Source organism: Streptomyces inusitatus (assembly GCF_014651115.1).
GTDB classification, from domain to species: Bacteria; Actinomycetota; Actinomycetes; order Streptomycetales; family Streptomycetaceae; genus Streptomyces; species Streptomyces amakusaensis.
Genome location: NZ_BMWG01000002.1, coordinates 450,607 through 470,906 on the forward strand (window position 1 = coordinate 450,607; position 20,300 = coordinate 470,906).

The window sequence follows — 20,300 nt, forward strand, 5'->3', positions numbered from 1 at the left end:
CGCGACGACCACTTCCGCACTTTCGTAAGGAGCAACTGAAACCATGTCGGTTTCCGTAACCCTTCCGGCGCTCGGTGAGAGCGTCACTGAGGGCACTGTCACCCGCTGGCTGAAGGCCGAGGGCGAGCGCGTCGAGGCCGACGAGCCGTTGCTTGAGGTCTCGACCGACAAGGTCGACACCGAGATCCCCTCGCCCGTCGCCGGCATCCTGGCCTCCATCAAGGTCGCCGAGGACGAGACGGTCGAGGTCGGCGCCGAGCTGGCCATCATCGACGACGGATCGGGCGCCCCCGCGGCTGCTCCGGCTCCGGCCGCCGAAGAGGCTCCGGCCCCCGCGGCCGAGCCCGCCGCCGCCCCCGCGCCCGTCGCGGAGGCCGCACCGGCCGCCGAGGCTCCCACCGCCCCGGCCCCGGTCCAGGCCGAGACCCCGGCCGCCCCGGCCGGCGGCGCCACCGGTACGGACGTGGTCCTCCCGGCGCTCGGCGAGAGCGTCACCGAGGGCACCGTCACCCGCTGGCTGAAGGAGGTCGGCGACTCCGTCGACGCCGACGAGCCGCTGCTTGAGGTCTCCACGGACAAGGTCGACACCGAGATCCCCGCGCCCGTCGCCGGTGTGCTGCTGGAGATCGTGGTCGGCGAGGACGAGACCGCCGAGGTCGGCGCGAAGCTGGCCGTGATCGGCGCCCCGGGCGCGGCTCCGGCCGCTCCCGCGGCCCCGGCCGCCCCGGCTCCCGCCGCCGCCCCCGCCCCTGTCGCCGCCCCGGCCCCGGCCGCTCCGGCACCCGTCGCCACCCCGGCTCCGGCTGCGGCTCCGGCTCCGGCTCCGGCTCCGACCCAGGTCGCACCCGTCACCCCGGCCCCCGCGCCCGCTCCGGCGGCCGCTCCCGCCGCCCCGGCTCCGGCCCCGTCCGTCTCCTCCGGCGACGCCTACGTGACCCCCCTGGTCCGTAAGCTCGCCACGGAGAACGGCGTGGACCTGTCCGAGGTCAAGGGCTCCGGCGTCGGTGGCCGTATCCGCAAGCAGGACGTCGTCGCCGCCGCGGAGGCCGCCAAGGCCGCCGCCCAGGCTCCGGCCGCTCCCGCCGCCGCTCCGGCGGCCGCCGCCCCGAAGGCCGCCCAGGCCCTTGAGGTGTCCCCGCTGCGCGGTCAGACGGTCAAGATGACCCGGATGCGCAAGCTCATCGGCGACAACATGATGAAGGCGCTGCACAGCCAGGCGCAGCTGACCTCGGTCGTCGAGGTCGACATCACCAAGCTGATGAAGCTGCGCGCCCAGGCCAAGGACGCCTTCGCGGCCCGTGAGGGCGTCAAGCTCTCCCCGATGCCCTTCTTCGTGAAGGCCGCCGCCCAGGCGCTGAAGGTCCACCCGATCATCAACGCCCGGATCAACGAGGACGAAGGCACCATCACGTACTTCGACTCGGAGAACATCGGCATCGCCGTGGACTCCGAGAAGGGTCTGATGACGCCGGTCATCAAGGGCGCGGGCGACCTGAACATCGCCGGCATCTCCAAGAAGACCGCCGAGCTGGCCGGGGCCGTGCGCTCCAACAAGATCCGCCCCGACGACCTCGCGGGCGCGACCTTCACGGTCAGCAACACCGGTTCGCGCGGCGCGCTCTTCGACACGGTCATCGTGCCGCCGAACCAGGCGGCCATCCTGGGCATCGGCGCGACGGTCAAGCGCCCGGCGGTCATCGAGACCGCCGAGGGCACCGTCATCGGCGTCCGGGACATGACCTACCTGTCCCTCTCCTACGACCACCGTCTGGTGGACGGCGCGGACGCCGCCCGCTACCTGACGACGGTCAAGGCGATCCTCGAAGCAGGCGAGTTCGAGATCGAGCTGGGTCTGTAGACCCAGCCGGCCATGTGACACCACGCCCCGCCCGGAACACTCCGGGCGGGGCGTCTCGCGTTCTTCCCGCCCTCCACCCGTTCTTCCCGCCCTCCACCCCAGCGGGGCAGACATGCCCCTAGGTCGTGTCTTCGAAGTCCCGTCTGCCTGTCGTGCCCTGGCACGCACGCTCGCCGCGTTGTCGTCGGTCGCCGACGCTCCGCGTCGACTCCCTCCTCCGCCTTGCGATCGCACGCACCAGACCCCGCCAGACCCGCCCTACGGGCGGACGACGCCACTTCGAAGACACTCCCTAACCCCACGAAGGGGATAATCGGTGGGCTGTACCCGCCCTGAAGGAGCCCCCACATGACCCCGCCCGTCGTCCATTCGCTGCGCGAGCAGATCCGCGCGCACATCGTGGAGGGGATCGTCAGCGGACGCTGGAAGCCGGGTGAACGGATCGTGGAGCGCGGCATCGCGACCGAGCTCCAGGTCTCCCAGACGCCCGTCCGGGAGGCGCTGCGGGAGCTGGAGAGCCTGCGGCTGATCGAGTCCGCGCCCAACAAGGGCGTCCGGGTCCGCAACCTCACCGCGGCGGACCTGGAGGAGAGCTATCCCGTACGGGCCGGTCTGGAGCAGATCGCCGCCGAGCTGGCGGCCGACCGGCTGGCCCGGGACTGCTCGGCGCTGGAGCCGCATGTGGCGGCGCTGTACGCGGCGGACCGGGCGGGCGACTCGGCCGGCCAGGTGCGGCACACGGTCGGCTTCCACCGGGAGCTGGTCCGCGCGGCCGACAACGCGGTGCTGCTGCACACCTGGGAGGGGCTGGGCATCGAGGTCTTCACGGCCCTGTCGATCCGCTGGCTGGGCACCGTGCAGCAGTCGTACGCCGAGGAGCACCAGGCGCTCGTGGAGGCCTTCCAGCGCCGCGACCCGGCCATCGGGACCCTGGTGAAGGCCCATGTCCTCGGCTGCGCGCCCCGGCCGTGACCGGTACCGCCATTACGGCACCCGGTGCCCTGTTTCGGGGCACGGAATGCCAATTTCGCTCTCCGGAGAACTTTTACCTCCGAATACTTTGATCGATCATCGATCAGCGGCTTACAGTCACCTTTGGGCTTCACCCGGCCCGTCGCCCTGTCCTGCCAGACATGGCCCCTTTAACTTTCCCCCCAGTCCGGAAGGCGGCGACATGACCGACCCCGTAGCCAAGCTTCCGAGCGAGCTCGACCAGCTCCCGGACCGCGACGCCGAGGAGACCGCCGAGTGGGCGGCCTCCCTCGACGCCGTCGCCCAGCACGCGGGCACCCACCGCGCCGCGTATCTGATGCGCCGTACCCTCCAGCACGCCGAGACCGCCGGGGTTCCCATACCCCGGCTGCTGGAGACGGACTACGTCAACACCATCCCCACCGCCGCCGAGCCCGCACTCGACGGCGACGAGGCGCTGGAAGCGCGGATCACCGCGTGGAACCGCTGGAACGCCGCCGCCATGGTGACGCGCGGCTCCCGGCTCGGCGTCGGCGGCCACATCGCCACCTTCGCCTCCGCGGCCTGGCTCTACGAGACCGGCTTCAACCACTTCTTCCGGGGCAAGGAGGCGGACGGCAGCGGCGACCAGCTCTACATCCAGGGCCACGCCTCCCCCGGCATCTACGCCCGCGCCTTCCTCGACGGCAGGCTCACCGAGGCCCACCTCGACAACTTCCGCCAGGAGGCGGGCGGCGAGGGTCTGCCCTCGTACCCGCACCCGCGCCGGCTGCCCTGGCTGTGGGAGTTCCCTACCGTCTCCATGGGCCTGGGCCCGCTCTCCGCGATCTACCAGGCGCGGTTCAACCGCTATCTGCACAACCGCGGCATCAAGGACACCTCGCAGTCGCACGTCTGGGCCTTCCTCGGCGACGGCGAGATGGACGAGCCCGAGTCGACGGCGGCCCTGGCCCTGGCGGCCCGCGAGCGCCTCGACAATCTGACCTTCGTCATCAACTGCAACCTCCAGCGCCTCGACGGCCCGGTCCGCGCGAACTTCCGGGTCGTCCAGGAGCTGGAGGCGCAGTTCCGCGGCGCCGGCTGGAACGTCGTGAAGACGCTGTGGGGCTCCGCCTGGGACGAGCTGTTCCAGCTCGACACCACGGGCGCGCTGGTCCGTCGGCTGCGCGCCGTCCCGGACGCCCAGTTCCAGACGTACGCCACCCGTGACGTCGCGTACATCCGCGAGCACTTCTTCGGCGCGGAGCCGGCCCTCGCCGAGCTGGCGAAGCTGCTGACCGACGCGAAGATCGCCGAGTGCTTCTACACCTCCCGCGGCGGCCACGAGGCCCGCAAGGTGTACGCGGCCTACCGCGCGGCGCTCGCCCACGAGGGCGCGCCGACCGTGGTGCTGGCGCAGACCGTCAAGGGCTTCACCCTGGGCAAGGGCTTCGAGTCGAAGAACGCCAACCACCAGATGAAGAAGCTGTCGATCGACGAGTTCAAGGGCATGCGCGACCTGCTCGACCTCCCGATCCCCGACAGCGCCTTCGAGAGCGGTGTGGTGCCCTACGGCCACCCCGGCGCCGACTCGCCCGAGGTCCGCTACCTCCAGGAGCGCCGCGCGGCCCTCGGCGGCCCCGCCCCGGCCCGCCGGGTGCGCGCCGTCGCGCTGCCCGCCCCGGAGGAGCGTGCCTTCAAGGCCCTGGAGAAGGGCTCCGGCAAGCAGGAGATGGCCACCACCATGGCGTTCGTACGCCTGGTGAAGGACCTGATGCGGGACAAGACGACCGGCAGGCGCTGGGTCCCGATCGTCCCCGACGAGGCCCGTACCTTCGGTATGGAGTCCCTCTTCCCGTCGGCCGGCATCTACTCCCCGCTGGGCCAGACGTACGAGCCGGTCGACCGCGACCAGCTGATGTACTACCGGGAGGCCAAGGACGGCCAGATCCTCAACGAGGGGATCACCGAGGCCGGCTCCATGGCCGACTTCATCGCCGCCGCCACGTCGTACGCGACGCACGGCGAGCCGATGATCCCGTTCTACATCTTCTACTCGATGTTCGGCTGGCAGCGCACCGGCGACCAGATGTGGCAGCTCGCCGACCAGCTCGGCAAGGGCTTCATCGTCGGCGCGACCGCCGGCCGCACCACGCTGACCGGTGAGGGCCTCCAGCACGCGGACGGCCACTCGCACCTGATCGCGGCCACCAACCCGGCCTCGCTCAACTACGACCCGGCGTTCGCGTACGAGATCTCCGTGATCGTCAAGGACGGTCTCCGCCGGATGTACGGCGAGAACCCTGAGGACGTCTTCTACTACCTCACCGTCTACAACGAGCCCAAGCCGCAGCCCGCGATGCCCGAGGGCGTCGAGGAGGGCATCCTCAAGGGCCTGTACCGCTTCAAGGAGGGCGTGCCCGCCTCCGCGAGCGCGCCCAGGCTCCAGCTCCTGGCCTCCGGCACGGCGATCCACTGGGCCCTGGAGGCCCAGGGCATGCTGGCCGACGAGTGGGGCGTCACGGCCGACGTCTGGTCCGCGACCTCCTGGGGCGAGCTGCGCCGGGACGCACTGGAGTCGGACGAGGCGCTGCTGCGGGGCGAGCAGAGCACCCCGTACATCCGCAAGGCGCTGGAAGGCGCCCCGGGCCCGGTCCTCGCGGTGAGCGACTGGATGCGTCAGGTCCCCGACCAGATCAGCCAGTGGGTGGAGCAGGACTGGTCCTCGCTCGGCACCGACGGCTTCGGCATCTCGGACACCCGGGTCGCGGCCCGCCGCCACTTCGGCGTGGACGCGCAGTCGATCACCGTCGCGGCGCTGGCGCAGCTGGCGCGGCGCGGCGAGATCCCGGCCTCGGTGGTCAAGGAGGCCCGGGAGCGCTACGGCCTCTGAGCACCCCGTACGCATCCCGTACAGCCATGAGGTGATCACCCCGGGCCGCCGTCCTCGCGACGGCGGCCCGGGGTGATCGCTGTTTCCGGGCTGTTTTCCGGGCTCTTGTCTTGACCTTGACACCGGGTGAAGCCCTGGAGTGAGGACACCATGTTCACCATCGGAGACTTCGCCAGGCACGGCCGGGTTTCGCCCCGGATGCTGCGGCACTACGACGCGCTGGGGCTGCTGCGCCCCGAGCGTGTCGATCCGTTCAGCGGCTACCGCCACTACGCGGCGGCGCAGCTCGCGCGGCTCAACCGGATCATCGCCCTGAAGGATCTCGGCTTCACCCTGGAACAGGTGGGGCGGATCCTTGAGGAGCGGGTGAGTACGGAGGAGCTGCGCGGGATGCTGACGCTGCGGCGGGCCGAGCTGGAGCAGGCGGCCGCCGAGGCGGCGGCCAGGCTGGGCCAGGTCGAGGCGAGGCTCCGTTCGATCGAGAGTGAGGGGCACATGCCCAGCGACGACGTCATTGTGAAGAGCGTTCCCCCGGTGCGGGTGGCCGAGCTGACCGCCGTCTCCGCGAGTTACGCGCCCGAGCACATCGGCCCGGTGATCGGTCCGCTGTACGGGGAGCTGTTCGCGCGGCTGGAGGCGGCGGGGATCACGCCCGTCGGGCCCGGCATCGCGCACTACGAGGACGCGCCGGAGGGCGAGGGCGCGATCCTGGTGCACGCGGCGGTGACGGTCTCGTCCTCGGTGCCCCCGGGCCCGGGGGACGGCTTCACGGTGGTCGATCTCCCGGCGCTGGAGCGCGCCGCGACGATCGTGCACCGGGGCTCGATGGACGAGGTGCTGGCCACGGCCCAGACGCTGGCCCGCTGGGTCGACGCGGGCGGGCACCGGGCGGCGGGGTACGCGCGTGAGGTGACCCTCGAATGCCCCGAGGACCGCTCCCAGTGGGTCACCGAGCTTCAGGAGCGGCTGGTCTGAGGCCCGCCGCCGGGCGGTCATCATGGAGGGATGCGCGCTGCCCGGCTGATCAAGATGGTGCTTCTGCTCCAGTCCCGGCCCTCGATGACCGGCCCGGAGCTGGCCCGTGAGCTGGAGGTGTCGGAGCGGACCGTCACCCGGGACGCGCTCGCGCTCTCCGAGGCTGGGGTCCCGGTCTACGCGGACCGGGGCCGGTCCGGCGGCTATCGGCTGATCGGCGGCTATCGCACCCGGCTCACGGGGCTCGGCCGCAGCGAGGCGGAGGCGCTCTTCCTCTCCGGTCTGCCGGGCGCGCTGCGCGACATGGGTCTGGAGGACGCGGCGTCGGCGGCCCGGCTGAAGGTGTCGGCGGCGCTGCTGCCCTCGCTCAGCGACGCCCCGCGCAGCGCGGCCCGGCGCTTCCATCTGGACGCTCCGGGCTGGTACCAGGAGCCCGAGACCCCGCCGCTGCTGGCGGACGTCGCCGAGGCGGTCTGGGAGGACCGGCGGATCGTGGCCGCGTACCGCGACCGCCGGGGCGCGGACGTGATGCGCGAGATGGAGCCGTACGGTCTCGTGCTGAAGGCGGGGGTCTGGTATCTGTGCGCCCGGGTGGAGGGCTCCTTCCGGGTGTACCGGCTGGACCGGTTCGCCTCGGTCGAGGCGGAGGGCGGATCCTTTGAGCGGGACGAGGGGTTCGATCTGCCGGGCTTCTGGGACGAGCGGGCGGCCCAGTTCGCCCGGTCCCTGCTCCGGGCCGAGATCGTCGTACGGGTGAGCGAGGAGGGCGCGCGGCTGCTGCCGTACACCGTGGACCGCGCCGCCGCCCGCGCCGCGCTGGCGGCGGCGGGCGAGCCGGACGGGCGGGGCCGGGTGACCCTGACACTGCCGGTGGAGTCCCACGAGGTGGCGTACGCGCAGCTGTACGGGCTGGGCCCGGAGCTGGAGGTGCTGGAGCCCGCGGAGCTGCGGGAGCGGTTCGGGGAGTCGGCGCGGCGGACGGCGGAGCTCTACCGGCGTCCGGAGGAGAGCGCCTGATCCGCTCGTCAGCGGTACTCCGCGAGGTCCGGCGTCCCCCCGGCCTTCTCCGCGAGCAGGAAGCCCCACACGTCCGGCCGGCTGCCGTCCGTGTCCGTCAGGCCGTACTCCCTCGCGAGCTGTCCGCTGTCGAGCGACCGCCCGTTCCAGCGGGCCCGCTCCCCGTCGGCGGCGAGCGCGGCGACGCCCCGGCCGAGGTAGGCCGGGGACTCGGAGAGCGCCCAGTGGCGCTGCTTGTCGATGCCGTCGCGCCAGTTCTCCTCGGTGAGTCCGAAGAAGTCGAGCATCTCCTCGGAGCGGAGGAACCCGGGGGTGACGGCCACCGCCGTGCCGCCCACGGACTTCAGCTCCTCGCCGAGGGTGTAGGCCATGCGGATCGGGCCATTTTTCGCGAGGTCGTAGTAGAAGTTCTCGCGGAAGTCCTTGTTGGTGCGGGAGGTGCCGTCGGTGACCTCGACGACCAGCCCGCCGGGGCGGCGCACCAGCAGGGGCAGGGCGATGCTGCTGGTGATGATGTGGCTGCGGACGCCGAGGTCGAGCATCCTCAGTCCCCGGTCGAGATCGACGTCCCACATCCTGGTGTCGAAGTCGAGCAGGGAGTTCCCGCCCCAGACGTCGTTCACGAGGATGTCGAGCCGGCCGTGGTCCCGCTCCACGCGGGCGATCAGCTCCCGCACCCGCCCGGCCTCCAGATGGTCGGTGGGTACGGCGATCCCCCGGCCGCCCGCCGCCTCGATCAGCTCGGCCGTCCCCTCGATGGTCTCCGTCGCCCGGCCCATCTCACTGACCTGGTCACGGGTGGTGCGGCCGGTGGCGTAGACGGTCGCACCGGCGGCTCCCAGCTGTACGGCGATGGCCCGCCCCGCGCCCCGGGTGGCTCCGGCGACGAGCGCCACCTTCCCCGACAGCGGTCCGCCGGTCGCCGTCCTCTCCTTCATGTTTTCCTTCATGGGAACGACCGTCGCACGGATACCGGACACCTTCTGTCTGCCATTCCCGGCGGATTCCCGGGCCGGTATTTCGGCGGCTCCGCGTGCGCGGGCCCCCTCCAGCCACGATGCTGGACCCGTGATGGACGAGACGGAGTTCTGGGAGATCGTGGACACCACCCGCGAGGCCGCCGAGGGCGACCCCGAGGAACACGCCGACCTGCTGGTCGAGCGGCTGATGCGGCTGGACCCGGACTCCGTGCTGGACTTCGCGCGCCACTTCGAGGCCCGCTACAACCGCGCCTACACCTGGGATCTGTGGGGCGCGGCCGCCGTGCTGCTCGGCGGCGCGAGCGACGACGCCTTCGACTACTTCCGCTGCTGGCTGATCGGCCAGGGCCGGGAGATCTTCGAGGGCGCGCTGCACGAGCCGGACGCGCTCGCCGAGCTCCTCGACGACTTCGACGAGGACATCGACGGCGACGGCGAGGAGCTGGGGTACGCGGCGGACGAGGCGTACGAGCAGCTCACCGGGGTGGTGGCACCGGATCTCGGGATCACCGCGCAGAGCGCGGAGCCTTCGGGCACCCCCTTCGACTTCGACGACGAGGGCGTGCTCGCGAGCCGCTTCCCCCGGCTGTGGGAGCGCTTCGGCAACGACTGACCGTGAGGGTCCGGGGCCTGTCCGACGGTCAGAGCAGGGCGCGGCCCATCATCACGTCGTCCACATACCGGCCGGCGATCCAGAACTCGCCCCGCAGCACGCCCTCGACTTCGAAGCCCTCGGACTCGTACAGGGCGCGCGCCGGCGCGTTGTGCCCCAGCACCCGCAGGGTGACGCGGACCGCGCCCTCCTCGCGCGCCCGCTCGCACGCCGCCCTCAGCAGCGCCCGGCCGACCCCCTGCCCGCGCACGGCGGCGGCGACGGCCAGCCCCTGCACCTGGCGTACATGCCGATTGCAGGCGAGCGGGGTGGGCGGGGTGATCCGGGTGTAGCCGACGACCGTGCCCCCGGCGTCCTCGGCGACGATGAAGTCACCGGGCGGATGCCGGTCGAAGAACGGCGCGCCGACGACCGGGCGCGGAAGCACCGCGTGCAGGGTCGACCAGCTCTCGTGGTCGAGCCGGTTCAGCGCCTGGTCGTCTTCGGGCAGGGCCTGCCGAATCCGTATCCCCGCCATCGGTGCCGTCTCCCGTGTCTCCCGCATGGGACAACTGTGTCACGGGGTGGCCAGGGGGCAGGATGTTTTTATGCGGATCGCGATCGCGGGCTCCTCCGGACTCATCGGCTCAGCACTGGCACGCTCACTGCGCTCGGACGGCCACGAGGTGGTGGCCCTGGTCCGCCGCCCCGCGCGGTCGGCGGCCGAGGTGGAGTGGGATCCCCTCCGGCAGACGGTGGACGCGGCCGGGCTCGACGGCTGCACGGCGGTGGTGAACCTCTCCGGCGCGGGCATCGGCGACCACCGCTGGACCGAGTCGTACCGCAGGGAGATCCGGGACAGCCGGGTCCTGGGCACCGCCGCGCTGGCGGAAGCGGTCACCCGGCTGGACACCCCGCCCGAGGTGCTGCTGTGCGGCAGCGCGGTCGGCTACTACGGCGACACCGGCGACCGCGCGGTCGACGAGAGCGCCCCGCCCGGCGACGGCTTCCTGCCCGGCGTCTGCGTCGAGTGGGAGGAGGCCGCCGCCCCTGCCGAGGAGGCGGGCATCCGCACCGTCTTCGCCCGCACCGGTCTGGTCGTGTCCCGCGAGGGCGGCGCCTGGGCCCGGCTGTTCCCCCTGTTCCGCGCCGGACTCGGCGGCCGGCTGGGCGACGGCCGCCAGTACTGGAGCTTCATCTCCCACCACGACGAGGTCGCCGCCCTCCGGCACATCCTCGACACCCCCGCCCTCTCCGGCCCGGTGAACTGCACCGCCCCCTCCCCCGCCACCAACCGCGAGATCACCGCCGCCATGGGCCGCCTCCTCCACCGCCCCACCCTCCTCCCCGTCCCCGCCCCCCTCCTCCGCCTCACCCTCGGCGACATGTCCTCCGACATCCTCAGCAGCCAGCGCGCCCTCCCCGCCAAACTCCTCTCCTCCCACTTCACCTTCGCCTTCCCCACCATCACCCAATCCCTCTCCGCCGCCCTCACCAAAACCTGAGATGCGGGCGAGGGAGGCCAATTTCAAGCCCCGCTGGGGGTCCCCCCGGCGAAGCCAGGGGGAGATTGAGGCGCGGGGTTCGGGGCGGAGCCCCGCCCTGGACCCGCACCGGACGTGCGGCCCTCACACACCGGGGCCCGAGGCCACAACGCGCCCCCCGCGCTCCGTTGCCCCACCCCATGCGCGCACCCCCACCCCCCACCCCCTCCCTACCCTCAGTGCGAACCCCGGCTCTCCGGGCGGCCCCCGGGCCGCCCCCGCCGCGCCGACCTCCGGGAGGGCACGTGCTCATCAGCACCGCTCACAGTGCGGATCATGCGGACGTCATCATCGTCGGAGCCGGCATATCCGGCCTCGCCGCCGCCCACCGGCTGATCAGAGCCGGCGTCAGTGTCAGCGTTCTGGAGGCCGCCCCCCGTGCGGGCGGCAGATTGACGACCGAGGAGACCGACGGCTTCCGGCTGGACCACGCCGGGCAGCTGCTCAGCACCTCGTACAGCGAGCTGCGCCGGGTGGCGGCCCTGATGAAGGTGGGGCTGCGCCCGTTCTCGCCGGGGGTGCTCGTGCACAGCGGGGGGCGGCTCCAGCGCTTCGGGGAGACGGTCCGGCGTACCGGAGAGCCCGGAAGCGCGAGGGGCGCACTGACGGTGGCACGCGCCCTGGCAAGCGCCCCCCGGCCGCTGGACGAGGCGAGACTCCGCGCCTCGCTCGCCCGGCTCGCGGGCACCTCCGTGGAGCGGCTGGCGGCCCGCCCGGAGCGTACGGCCGCCGAGGCGCTGTCGGTGCGGGGCCTGCCGTCCCGTACGGTCCAGGGCGTGCTGCGCCCGCTGCTGTCCGCGCTGCTGTGCGATCCGGAGCTGACGACATCGAGCCGCTGCGCCGATCTGGCGCTGCGCGGCTTCGCCCGGGGGCGGCTGTGCGTCCCCGCCGGCGGCTCGGCCGAGCTGCCGGCGCGGCTGGCGGCGGCGCTGCCGGAGGGCACGGTGCTGACGGGCGTACGGGTGACGGACACCGCGATCAACCGGGTCCGCACCCTGGAGCACGGCGAGCTGTCCTGCCGGGCGCTGGTGCTGGCGACCGGGGCACGGGAGGCGGCCGAGCTGCTGCCGGGGCTGCGGGTGCCCGCCTTCCACCCGGTGACGGTGCTGCACCACACGGCCCCGTGCCCGCCGCCGACGGGCGCGGCGCTGGTGCTGGACGCGGACGGCGGGGGCCCGGTGTCGCACACGGCGGTGATGAGCGAGGTGGATCCGGCCCGGGCGCCGGACGGCCGGGCGCTGATCACCTCGACGGTGCTGGGCGCGCCCTCGCCGGAGCTGGCCCGGCGGGCGTCGGCGCAGCTCGCGCGGGTGTACGGGACGCCGACGGACGACTGGGAGCTGTTGGCGGTCCACCACGACCCGTACGCGGTCCCGGCCATGGAGCCCCCGTACGACCTGCACCGGCCCGTACGCGTCCTCGCGGGCCTCTATGTGTGCGGCGACCACCGGGGCACCAGCACGGTCCAGGGAGCCCTGCTCTCGGCCCGCCGCGCGGCCACCGCCGTCCTCCAGGACTTCGCCCTCCGCCCCCGCGAGCCCCGCCCGAGCGCCCGGGCCGCCTGAGTGGCGGGCGCCCTTGTGATGATTTTTCCCGGCCGGGAAGTCATCAGCGTATGGAATCGACGACACAGAACCCACCGCCCGACCTCCGGCCCGCCGCCGACGCCGTGGCCCGTCTGCTCGACGGGGTGGCGGACGGGCAGCTCGGGGAGCCGACGCCCTGCCCGGGCTACACGGTAGAGGGGCTGCTTGGGCATCTCACCGGGCTGGCGACGGCCTTCCGGGACACCGCGCTGAAGGATCTGGGACCCACCACGGACACCGCCCCGGACAGTGCCCTTCCGACGCTGGACGACGACTGGCGGACCGCCCTGCCGGAGCGGCTCGGGGAGCTGGCGACGGCCTGGACCGGCCCCGAGGCCTGGGAGGGCACCACCCGCGCCGGCGGCGTCACCCTGCCCGCCCCGGTCGCGGGGCAGGTCGCCCTGAACGAGCTGGTCGTCCACGGCTGGGACCTCGCCCGCGCCACCGGCCAGCCCTACTCCCTGCCTGAGGCCAGCCTGCGCGTCTCGTACGAACTGCTGGCCGCCGCCGGAGACGACGACCCCCTACGCGGCACCAACTTCGGCCCCGCCGTCCCCATCCCCGGAAACGCCCCCCTCCTCGACCAAGTCATCGCCCTCAGCGGCCGCTCCCCCGCCTGGACCCCGGCGAAGCCAGGGAGAGATTGAGGCGCGGGGTTCGGGGCGAGGGAGGCCAATCTCAGCCCCGCCGGCGATTGAGGCGCGGGGCTCGGGGCGGAGCCCCGACCCGGACCCGCACCGGACGTGCGGCCCCACCCCGACCCCCGCCGGAGGCGCTACCCCAGCGCCGCCACCCGATCCCGATACCCCCGCACCGCCGCCGCGTCCCGGTACGGCTCCAGCCTCCGTTCAAAGTCGCGTACGTACTCCAGCGCCCTGGCCGACCTCATGTCGGCCGCCTGGAGGGCCGCCTCGGCCCCCAGCGCGCAGGCCTGGTCCAGCTCGCCCAGGCCCAGCCGGGCGGAGGCGAGGACCACGCGGCAGAAGAGCCGGCTGCGGGCCAGGGCGGAGGGGCGGAGCTGGAGGGAGCGTTCGGCGTGCTGGACGGCCTGGCGGTACTGCTGGAGGTCGCGGTAGCAGTGCCCGAACTCGTCCGCCATCTGCGCCTCGTCGAAGAATCGCGCCCAGTAGGGCACGTCGTCCCCGGGCCTGGCGGCTCCCAGCGCCCGTTCGGCGCGGACCAGGGAGGCCGTGCACGCCCTGGCGTCGCCGAGGACTCCGTGTCCGCGCGCCTCCACGGAGTGCAGCAGCGCCTGGACGACCGGCGGGGCGGCCGGGCCCACGCCCTGCTGGGCGACCCGGGTGAGCTGGACGGCCTCCCTCCCGTGGCCGAGGTAGACGGCCTGGCGGGCCATGGTGACGAGGACGTAGGAGCCGTACGCGCGGTCCCCGGCGGCCTGGGCGAGCCGCAGCGCCTGGACGAAGTAGCGCTGGGCGAGTCCGTGGGCGGCGATGTCGTACGAGGTCCAGCCGACGAGCCGGGTCAGATCGGCGACGGCCGCGAAGAGTCTGCGGCCGGTGACCTCCCCGTAGGTGCCGCGCAGCATCGGTTCGGCCTCGTGTTCCAGATAGCGGACGAGGGCCTGGCGGGCGTGGCCCCCGCCGTAGGCGTGGTCGAGGGTGCGGAAGAGTTCGCCGACCGATCGGAGCGCGGCGATGTCTCCGCCGGAGACCCGCTGTCCGGGGCTCCGGTCGGTGCCGCGCTCGGCGGGCCGGGGGCGGGGCACTCCGGGCGCGCCCTGTGCGGGGACTCTCCCGGTGGTGGCCTGTTCGGCGGCCCGGCCCACGCGTTCGTCGGCCCGGCCGATGAGCCAGTCCCGGCTGGGCACCACCAGTCCCGCCGGGGTGAAGGCGATCTTGCGCAGCTCCGCGTGGCTGCCCGAGTCCTTGCGCCAGAGCCCGCTGACGATGTCCACCGCCTCTTCGGGCGTGGCGGCGAACTCCAGACCCGCGTAGACGGGTGCGCAGGCGTCGAGGCCCAGGTCCTGGGCGGAGAGCCGGCGGCCGAGCCGTCGGGTGAACACCTCGGCGATCAGCGCGGGCGTGGTGCCGCGCGGCTGCTGGCCGCGGAGCCAGCGGGTCACGGAGGTCTTGTCGTAGCGCAGGTCGAGACCGTGTTCCAGCCCGAGCTGATCGACTCGGCGGGCGAGGCCCGCGTTGGAGAATCCGGCTTCCTGGATGAGTGCGGCGAGCTGCCGATTGGGGATGCGCTGCGAGGGTCGTTCCGTCATCAGCTGTGCGGTCTCCTGCCTTCCGGGCCAGTCGCAGCCCTCATGGAACGGCGCGAATTTAGCGGCCTTTGCCCTGCGTACTGCCGGGTCGGCCGCACATTCATCCGATCGTGTGAGCAACCGGGTGAACACTGACGGCCCGCCCTCGGCCGTCACGGCCGCGTGCACCGCCGTACAGTGGCTGGGCGCGACAAGTGCACGGTGAAGGTTCTTAGGGAGGCAGTGCCGTGAGTGAGCTGCGGTTCGTCCGGCTGGGCTTCGGCGAGGAAGCGGTCGAGTACCAGGAGGCGTGGCAGAGGCAGCGCGAGGTGCACGCGGCCCGGTTCGCCGACGAGATCCCGGACACCTGTCTGCTGCTGGAGCACCCGCCGGTCTACACGGCCGGACGGCGTACGCAGGACAGCGAGCGCCCCCTGGACGGCACGCCCGTCATCGACGTGGACCGCGGCGGCAAGATCACCTGGCACGGCCCGGGGCAGCTGGTGGGCTATCCGATCCTCAAGCTGCCGCGTCCGGTGGACGTCGTCGCCCATGTCCGCAGGCTGGAGGACGCCCTGATCGGGGCGTGCGCCGAGTTCGGTCTGGAGACCAGCCGGATCGAGGGCCGCAGCGGGGTGTGGGTGCTGGGCGACCCGGTCGAGGAGCGCCCGGCGCTCGGCGGGCTGTCGCTGGACTTCGACCCGAGACTCACGGACGAGGAGTTCGACCCGAGGCTGAACGGCCCGGAGTACGCCCCCTCCAACGCCGGTCAGCGCCGTGAGGACCGCAAGCTCGCCGCGATCGGCATCCGGATCGCCAAGGGTGTCTCGATGCACGGCTTCTCCCTGAATGTGAACCCGGACAACACCTGGTTCGACCGGATCGTGCCGTGCGGGATCCGGGACGCGGGGGTGGCCTCGCTGGCGAATGAGCTGGGCCGCGAGATCACCATCGCGGAGGTGCTGCCGGTGGTGGAGCGACACCTGAGGTCGGTGTTGGAGAACGCCGATCTCCGCCCGAGGCGGGTGGAGAGCGCAGTGTAGAGCGCGTGATGGGAATGCGCCCCGGTGAGTAGGGGTTGGCCGGACGTAGGGCCGAACAATTGACGGGCGTACCCTGGTGTGCGCCGCAGAATCGAATGCCGCGATAGCAGAAAGGGGCGCCGACGTGTCCGCTGTCGCACCCGACGGACGCAAGATGCTGCGCCTGGAGGTCCGGAACGCCCAGACCCCCATCGAGCGCAAGCCCGAGTGGATCAAAACCCGGGCGAAGATGGGCCCCGAGTACACCAAGATGCAGGCGCTCGTGAAGGGCGAAGGGCTGCACACGGTGTGCCAGGAGGCGGGCTGTCCCAACATCTACGAATGCTGGGAGGACCGCGAGGCGACCTTCCTCATCGGCGGTGACCAGTGCACCAGGCGCTGTGACTTCTGCCTGATCGACACGGGCAAACCGCAGGCGCTGGACCTGGACGAGCCCCGCCGGGTCGGCGAGTCGGTCGTCACCATGGACCTGAACTACGCCACCATCACCGGCGTCGCCCGCGACGACCTGGAGGACGGCGGCGCGTGGCTGTACGCGGAGACCGTCCGCCAGATCCACTCGATGACGTCGGAGCGCGAGGGCGGCCACACCAAGGTCGAGCTGCTGATACCGGACTTCAACGCGATGCCCGCGGCGCTGGCCGAGGTCTTCTCGTCCCGGCCCGAGGTGCTCGCGCACAATGTCGAGACCGTGCCCCGCATCTTCAAGCGGATCCGTCCCGGTTTCCGCTACGACCGCTCGCTGGAGGTCATCACCCGCGCCCGTGAGGCCGGGCTGGTCACCAAGTCCAATCTGATCCTGGGCATGGGCGAGGAGCGCGCGGAGATCACCGACGCGCTGCGGCAGCTGCACGACGCGGGCTGCGAGCTGATCACGATCACCCAGTATCTGCGCCCGTCGGCGCGGCATCTGCCGGTGGACCGCTGGGTGAAGCCGCAGGAGTTCGTGGAGCTGAAGGACGAGGCCGACCAGATCGGCTTCTCCGGTGTGATGTCGGGCCCGCTGGTCCGTTCCTCGTACCGGGCCGGCCGGCTCTTCGGCCAGGCCATGGAGCGGCGCGGCCAGTCGGCCGCCACCGTGCAGCAGGCCACCACCGTGTGAATTCGGGCACAAGCGACTACCGCCCGGTAAGGGCTGGTCATGGCGCGGCCCGTACTCCCCCCGCAGGTAGGGGCGGCGTACGGGCCGCGTCCGCGTTCACCGGGCCCGGCGCGGCGCGGCGTCATGGTTTCATCCATGTTTGACCGGTCGGTCACCCCCTGGTAACACCAACGGGTAAACCTGATCCCAGTGTCCGAATGTGTCCGGATCTCAGGTATCCAGAGGGGGGCCTCCGCCAATGCAGACCGCACCGACCGCCAGCCCGTCCATCACCGGCGCCCTGCGTGCCGTGGAGTCCCTGCTTCTCGGCGGCGGACAGCGCACCGCGCGCCGCAACGCCTGGTCGGCGGTGCTGGAGGACCGCGGCCGGGCCAGGGACCGGGCCGAGGCCCAGCATGTACTGGAGGCCGTGGCTGGTACCGCCCCACAGGCCACGTAAACTTCCGGTTATGGCGAGGAAGGCAAAATCAGACGGCGCTGACGCCGCTGCGAACCCGGGGCGACTGAAGCAGATCGCTCAGACCTACAAGATGACCCGAAAGGCCGACCCGAAGGTCGGTCTGATCATCGCGGCTGTGGGAATCGTCACCTTCGGTGTCTTCCTCGCGATCGGCTTCTGGGTCGGCCACCCCATCTATCTGGGCATTCTGGGCTTCCTCCTGGCGTTCCTCGCGATGGCGATCATCTTCGGCCGCCGTGCCGAGCGGGCGGCTTTCGGCCAGATGGAGGGCCAGCCCGGCGCTGCCGCCGCCGTTCTCCAGAACGTGGGACGCGGCTGGTCCACCACCCCGGCGGTCGCGATGAACCGCAGCCAGGACGTGATCCACCGCGCCGTCGGCCGCGCCGGCATCGTGCTGGTGGCCGAGGGCAACCCGAACCGGCTGAAGTCGCTGCTGGCGGCCGAGAAGAAGAAGATGGCGCGCATCGTGCTGGACGTACCGGTGCACGACATCATCGTGGGCACCGAAGAGGGCCAGGTGCCGCTGAAGAAGGTCCGTACGACCATGCTGAAGCTGCCGCGAGTACTCTCCGGCGCGCAGGTGGCGGCCGCGAACGACCGGCTTCGGGCACTTGGGGATCTTATGAGCAATATGCCCATGCCGAAGGGGCCCATGCCCAAGGGCATGCGGATGCCGCGCGGCGGCCCGAAGACCCGCTGAGGCACGCGTTCCGCGCGTCCGACTGACTGACTGACGAATGGCTGAGGGGCTCCCGGATTCCGGGAGCCCCTCAGCCATTCGTCGTTTCCGTGTCTCTCCGCGTCTCCGCGTCTCCGTGCTAGATCCGGACCTGTACGGCACGGGCGAGGCGGTCGTGCAGCCCGCGCCCGTCGCGGTCCCAGATGAGCGCCGGGATCGCGAGGCAGAGCAGCGCGCTGCGCACCACGACCCGCCCGACGCCGAGCCTGCCCCCGTCCGCGGAGACCACGGCGAGGCCCAGGACGCGCTTTCCGGGGGTGAAGCCGACAGTGCCGACGGTGAGCACGTTCAGTACGAGAAAGACGGCCAGGGCCCAGTTTCCCGCGGCCTGCCGGTCGCCGTCGGCGAGGAGTCCGTACGCGATCAGGAAGCAGAGCCCCCAGTCGATGAAAAGGGCGCCGAAGCGCCGTCCGAGGGGGGCCATGGAGCCCGGTCCTGCCTCCGGCAGACCGAGCCGCTTGCCCCGGTGCCCGAAGTCGGCGCCCATCTCCTCGGCCGCCGCGCGGGGCCCCGAGAGCCACGATCCGATTACTTGCCTGTTGTCCACCCGTCCACGGTACTGCGCCCGGTTTCCCCTCCTTCCGCCCGGTCCCGGTTCCGGGCGGAACGCCCGGCGCGCCGGGCCGCCGCCCCGTACCGCCCCGGTTAACTTGTGCGAAACAAATGGGTCATGCTGGAGAAATCCCGTCTGCCTAAGGTCGGGGCTGCGCGCGCCACCGCACTGGCCGCACGACCGAGCTGTACAAACCCGCCCCGCCCGGGACGGGAGTAGGAGGAGTTGGATGTTCCAGAACGCCGACGACGTCAAGAAGTACATCGCCGACGAGGACGTCAAGTTCATCGACGTTCGATTCTGCGACCTGCCTGGCGTGATGCAGCACTTCACGATCCCGGCCGCGGCGTTCGACCCGACCGAGGAGCTGGCCTTCGACGGCTCCTCGATCCGCGGCTTCCAGGCGATCCACGAGTCCGACATGGCGCTCCGCGCCGACCTGTCGACGGCCCGTGTCGATCCCTTCCGCCGGGACAAGACGGTCAACATCAACTTCTTCATCCACGACCCGATCACGGGCGAGCAGTACAGCCGCGACCCGCGCAACATCGCCAAGAAGGCCGAGACCTACCTCGCCTCCACCGGCATCGCGGACACCGCGTACTTCGGCCCCGAGGCCGAGTTCTACGTCTTTGACTCGGTGCGCTTCAACACCTCCGCCAACGAGGGCTTCTACCACATCGACTCCGAGGCCGGCGCCTGGAACACCGGCAAGGTCGAGGACAACCGCGGCTACAAGGTCCGCTACAAGGGCGGCTACTTCCCCGCCCCGCCGGTGGACCACTTCGCCGACCTCCGCGCGGAGATCTCCCTCGAACTGGACCGCCAGGGCCTCCAGGTCGAGCGCCAGCACCACGAGGTGGGCACGGCCGGCCAGGCCGAGATCAACTACAAGTTCAACACCCTCCTCGCCGCCGCCGACGACCTGATGCTCTTCAAGTACATCGTGAAGAACGTCGCCTGGCGCAACGGCAAGACCGCCACCTTCATGCCGAAGCCGATCTTCGGCGACAACGGCTCGGGCATGCACGTCCACCAGTCCCTCTGGCAGGGCGGCGTGCCGCTCTTCTACGACGAGCAGGGTTACGCCGGTCTCTCCGACACCGCGCGCTACTACATCGGCGGCATCCTCAAGCACGCCCCCTCGCTCCTGGCCTTCACCAACCCCACGGTGAACTCCTACCACCGCCTCGTGCCCGGCTTCGAGGCCCCGGTCAACATGGTCTACTCCCAGCGCAACCGCTCCGCCGCGATGCGGATCCCGATCACGGGCTCCAACCCCAAGGCCAAGCGCGTCGAATTCCGCGCCCCGGACCCCTCCTCCAACCCCTACCTCGCCTTCTCCGCCCTCCTCCTCGCGGGCCTCGACGGCGTCAAGAACAAGATCGAGCCCGCCGAGCCGATCGACAAGGACCTCTACGAGCTCGCCCCCGAAGAGCACGCGAGCGTCCCCCAGGTCCCCACCTCCCTCCCGGCCGTCCTCGACGCCCTGGAGTCCGACAACGAGTACCTCCAGGCCGGCGGCGTCTTCACCTCCGACCTCATCGAGACCTGGATCGACTACAAGCGCACCCACGAGATCGCCCCGATCCAGCTGCGCCCCCACCCGCACGAGTTCGAGCTGTACTTCGACATCTAGGAACACCCCGGGCCGGAGCGGATCTCCCCGCTCCCCCGAGCTGTCCACCAGCCGTCGGCCACGCGCTTCCTTCCCGGAAGCCGTGGCCGGCGGCCGTTTCCGTCCATGGCACAGAATGGGCGCATGACCGATCAGGAGGACGAGAACGCCCGGCAGGCC

At 71.9% G+C, this 20,300-nt stretch carries 18 protein-coding genes; 14 read left to right on the top strand and 4 right to left on the bottom strand.

From position 1 onward, the window contains the following. The first annotated feature begins 43 nt into the window (after positions 1 to 43). The 5 genes from sucB (at position 44) to IE247_RS05900 (ending at position 7,694) form a co-directional block, all read left to right on the top strand. Entirely contained in the window at positions 44 to 1,858 is a 1,815-nt protein-coding gene (gene sucB, locus IE247_RS05880; RefSeq protein WP_190121797.1) for a 2-oxoglutarate dehydrogenase, E2 component, dihydrolipoamide succinyltransferase, read from the top strand. A gap of 348 nt (positions 1,859 to 2,206) precedes the next feature. After that, positions 2,207 to 2,830 (top strand): GntR family transcriptional regulator, encoded by a 624-nt coding sequence (locus IE247_RS05885; RefSeq protein WP_190121798.1) that lies wholly within the window; start codon positions 2,207 to 2,209, stop codon positions 2,828 to 2,830. Positions 2,831 to 3,032: 202 nt separating this feature from the next. Then, complete coding sequence (gene aceE, locus IE247_RS05890) at positions 3,033 to 5,702, top strand: pyruvate dehydrogenase (acetyl-transferring), homodimeric type (RefSeq protein WP_190121799.1); 2,670 nt, start codon at positions 3,033 to 3,035, stop codon at positions 5,700 to 5,702. 150 nt (positions 5,703 to 5,852) lie between these two features. After that, complete coding sequence (locus tag IE247_RS05895; RefSeq protein WP_190121800.1) at positions 5,853 to 6,677, top strand: MerR family transcriptional regulator; 825 nt, start codon at positions 5,853 to 5,855, stop codon at positions 6,675 to 6,677. A 30-nt stretch (positions 6,678 to 6,707) separates the two neighbouring features. Then, entirely contained in the window at positions 6,708 to 7,694 is a 987-nt protein-coding gene (locus IE247_RS05900; protein ID WP_190121801.1) for a helix-turn-helix transcriptional regulator, read from the top strand. Between the two features lie 8 nt (positions 7,695 to 7,702). Here the strand turns inward: IE247_RS05900 and IE247_RS05905 are convergent, their stop codons facing one another. Beyond that, complete coding sequence (locus tag IE247_RS05905; RefSeq protein ID WP_229868686.1) at positions 7,703 to 8,644, bottom strand: SDR family oxidoreductase; 942 nt, start codon at positions 8,642 to 8,644, stop codon at positions 7,703 to 7,705. Positions 8,645 to 8,765: 121 nt separating this feature from the next. Here IE247_RS05905 and IE247_RS05910 point away from each other — a divergent pair, with 121 nt between their 5' ends. Next, entirely contained in the window at positions 8,766 to 9,287 is a 522-nt protein-coding gene (locus IE247_RS05910) for a DUF4240 domain-containing protein (RefSeq protein ID WP_190122100.1), read from the top strand. 28 nt (positions 9,288 to 9,315) lie between these two features. Here the strand turns inward: IE247_RS05910 and IE247_RS05915 are convergent, their stop codons facing one another. Continuing rightward, positions 9,316 to 9,831, bottom strand: a complete 516-nt coding sequence (locus tag IE247_RS05915) for a GNAT family N-acetyltransferase (RefSeq protein ID WP_229868689.1) — start codon at positions 9,829 to 9,831, stop codon at positions 9,316 to 9,318. A gap of 43 nt (positions 9,832 to 9,874) precedes the next feature. On the opposite strand from IE247_RS05915, the gene IE247_RS05920 reads away from it, so the two are divergent. The 3 genes from IE247_RS05920 (at position 9,875) to IE247_RS05930 (ending at position 13,043) form a co-directional block, all read left to right on the top strand. Further along, entirely contained in the window at positions 9,875 to 10,771 is an 897-nt protein-coding gene (locus tag IE247_RS05920) for a TIGR01777 family oxidoreductase (protein ID WP_190121802.1), read from the top strand. 284 nt (positions 10,772 to 11,055) lie between these two features. After that, entirely contained in the window at positions 11,056 to 12,375 is a 1,320-nt protein-coding gene (locus IE247_RS05925) for an NAD(P)/FAD-dependent oxidoreductase (protein ID WP_229868692.1), read from the top strand. Positions 12,376 to 12,425: 50 nt separating this feature from the next. Beyond that, the gene (locus IE247_RS05930; RefSeq protein ID WP_190121804.1) at positions 12,426 to 13,043 is read left to right on the top strand and encodes a TIGR03086 family metal-binding protein; all 618 of its coding nucleotides are present in this window, start codon (positions 12,426 to 12,428) and stop codon (positions 13,041 to 13,043) included. A 128-nt stretch (positions 13,044 to 13,171) separates the two neighbouring features. Here the strand turns inward: IE247_RS05930 and IE247_RS05935 are convergent, their stop codons facing one another. Continuing rightward, positions 13,172 to 14,626, bottom strand: a complete 1,455-nt coding sequence (locus IE247_RS05935) for an NsdA family TPR-like regulatory protein (RefSeq protein WP_190121805.1) — start codon at positions 14,624 to 14,626, stop codon at positions 13,172 to 13,174. Positions 14,627 to 14,853: 227 nt separating this feature from the next. Here IE247_RS05935 and lipB point away from each other — a divergent pair, with 227 nt between their 5' ends. The 4 genes from lipB (at position 14,854) to IE247_RS05955 (ending at position 17,910) form a co-directional block, all read left to right on the top strand. Next, complete coding sequence (gene lipB, locus IE247_RS05940; RefSeq protein WP_190121806.1) at positions 14,854 to 15,648, top strand: lipoyl(octanoyl) transferase LipB; 795 nt, start codon at positions 14,854 to 14,856, stop codon at positions 15,646 to 15,648. Between the two features lie 124 nt (positions 15,649 to 15,772). Then, on the top strand, positions 15,773 to 16,750 hold the full coding sequence (gene lipA / locus IE247_RS05945; RefSeq protein WP_190121807.1) for a lipoyl synthase: 978 nt from the start codon (positions 15,773 to 15,775) through the stop codon (positions 16,748 to 16,750). A 238-nt stretch (positions 16,751 to 16,988) separates the two neighbouring features. Continuing rightward, positions 16,989 to 17,189 (top strand): SCO2195 family GlnR-regulated protein, encoded by a 201-nt coding sequence (locus IE247_RS05950; protein WP_190121808.1) that lies wholly within the window; start codon positions 16,989 to 16,991, stop codon positions 17,187 to 17,189. 10 nt (positions 17,190 to 17,199) lie between these two features. Beyond that, positions 17,200 to 17,910: a DUF4191 domain-containing protein gene (locus IE247_RS05955; protein ID WP_190121809.1), complete on the top strand. Its 711-nt coding sequence runs from the start codon at positions 17,200 to 17,202 to the stop codon at positions 17,908 to 17,910. Positions 17,911 to 18,028: 118 nt separating this feature from the next. Here the strand turns inward: IE247_RS05955 and IE247_RS05960 are convergent, their stop codons facing one another. Beyond that, entirely contained in the window at positions 18,029 to 18,496 is a 468-nt protein-coding gene (locus tag IE247_RS05960; RefSeq protein ID WP_190121810.1) for an RDD family protein, read from the bottom strand. Between the two features lie 235 nt (positions 18,497 to 18,731). On the opposite strand from IE247_RS05960, the gene glnA reads away from it, so the two are divergent. Then, complete coding sequence (glnA, locus tag IE247_RS05965) at positions 18,732 to 20,141, top strand: type I glutamate--ammonia ligase (RefSeq protein ID WP_190121811.1); 1,410 nt, start codon at positions 18,732 to 18,734, stop codon at positions 20,139 to 20,141. The last annotated feature ends 159 nt before the right edge of the window (positions 20,142 to 20,300 follow it).

Coding starts and splice junctions, on each gene's coding strand:
- sucB (WP_190121797.1), top strand. CDS start 44: ATGTCGGTTTCCGTAACCCTTCCGGCGCTCGGTGAGAGCGTCACTGAG.
- IE247_RS05885 (WP_190121798.1), top strand. CDS start 2,207: ATGACCCCGCCCGTCGTCCATTCGCTGCGCGAGCAGATCCGCGCGCAC.
- aceE (WP_190121799.1), top strand. CDS start 3,033: ATGACCGACCCCGTAGCCAAGCTTCCGAGCGAGCTCGACCAGCTCCCG.
- IE247_RS05895 (WP_190121800.1), top strand. CDS start 5,853: ATGTTCACCATCGGAGACTTCGCCAGGCACGGCCGGGTTTCGCCCCGG.
- IE247_RS05900 (WP_190121801.1), top strand. CDS start 6,708: ATGCGCGCTGCCCGGCTGATCAAGATGGTGCTTCTGCTCCAGTCCCGG.
- IE247_RS05905 (WP_229868686.1), bottom strand. CDS start 8,644: ATGAAGGAAAACATGAAGGAGAGGACGGCGACCGGCGGACCGCTGTCG.
- IE247_RS05910 (WP_190122100.1), top strand. CDS start 8,766: ATGGACGAGACGGAGTTCTGGGAGATCGTGGACACCACCCGCGAGGCC.
- IE247_RS05915 (WP_229868689.1), bottom strand. CDS start 9,831: ATGCGGGAGACACGGGAGACGGCACCGATGGCGGGGATACGGATTCGG.
- IE247_RS05920 (WP_190121802.1), top strand. CDS start 9,875: ATGCGGATCGCGATCGCGGGCTCCTCCGGACTCATCGGCTCAGCACTG.
- IE247_RS05930 (WP_190121804.1), top strand. CDS start 12,426: ATGGAATCGACGACACAGAACCCACCGCCCGACCTCCGGCCCGCCGCC.
- IE247_RS05935 (WP_190121805.1), bottom strand. CDS start 14,626: ATGACGGAACGACCCTCGCAGCGCATCCCCAATCGGCAGCTCGCCGCA.
- IE247_RS05950 (WP_190121808.1), top strand. CDS start 16,989: ATGCAGACCGCACCGACCGCCAGCCCGTCCATCACCGGCGCCCTGCGT.
- IE247_RS05955 (WP_190121809.1), top strand. CDS start 17,200: ATGGCGAGGAAGGCAAAATCAGACGGCGCTGACGCCGCTGCGAACCCG.
- glnA (WP_190121811.1), top strand. CDS start 18,732: ATGTTCCAGAACGCCGACGACGTCAAGAAGTACATCGCCGACGAGGAC.